1 protein-coding gene is annotated in these 953 nt (G+C 61.5%); it reads right to left on the bottom strand.

Annotated features, from left to right (window positions below):
* The coding region (locus B879_RS23865; protein ID WP_202949675.1) for a thermonuclease family protein at positions 1-886 on the bottom strand (886 nt) is incomplete at its 3' end.
* Between the last annotated feature and the right edge of the window lie 67 nt (positions 887-953).

Below are 953 nucleotides of genomic sequence, written 5' to 3' on the forward strand. Positions count from 1 at the left end.
CCTTGGCCTTTGCCTTTGCCTTTGCGGCAGCCTCGGCCTTCGCTTGCTTTGCGGCAGCTGCCTTCGCCTCGGCCTGTTTCCGAGCGTCGGCCTCCTTCTTGGCCTGGGCCAGTGCAGCTTGCTTGGTCGTGAGGTCCTCTTCAATTGAGGTGGCCCGTTTCATGGCCGCGGCGAGCAACGGGGCATAGGAGGACTTTCGTGCTGCCCACACTGCACCCTGCACCGCATCTCCAGTGGAATCCAGCGCTTGTAATGCTGCACTCTTGGCCTTTCCTGCCACAATCGCGGCCGTAACGACGCCCAGCGCCGATCCAACGGCATCGGCGTTGGCCGGCACGGATTCTTCAAGCTCCTCGAGCCCAGCAATCGCGTCCTCAACCATGGCCGGAATCGTGCACGCGACATCTGCCCCGAACAGTCCCTTGCTGCCATCTTGCGCTTGTTGCTCGGCGGCCAGAACTTCGGCGTAGAAGCGTTCGTTGGGCTGGAAGAGGACCGCGACACCGAGACCAGCAGCAGCGATGTCCGCGTTGACCAGACTCCCCTCCTTGTAGACACCGGCAAGTGTTCTACCGTAGGGGTCTAGTCGACTGACATCGTAGGCCAACTCGATCTTGTCACCGGGCGCCAACAGCGTCTTGGTGTACTCGGTGGCCTCAAGTCCCAGGCATTCAACCGGCTTGTCCGGGTGCTTGGTTTCCGGCGTATCGATGTTCAACAGCCGCACCGTGGTCTCGGTCCCCGAGAGGTCAGCCACGATCGTATCGCCGTCGATGACCCGGACGACGGTGGCCCCATCGCCATGGTCCGTTGACGGTGGCGGCGCCTGCGTGCATCCGGTGACAACAAATCCGAATGCCACTACGCCGGCGACGATTCTGCCCATTCTTTGCGCGGCCCTACTGGTCGCTTCATTTCCCCGAACAATGAGATTCCCCTACATGAAGTTTGCT

It is taken from the genome of Cecembia lonarensis LW9 (assembly GCF_000298295.1).
GTDB lineage: Bacteria > Bacteroidota > Bacteroidia > Cytophagales > Cyclobacteriaceae > Cecembia > Cecembia lonarensis.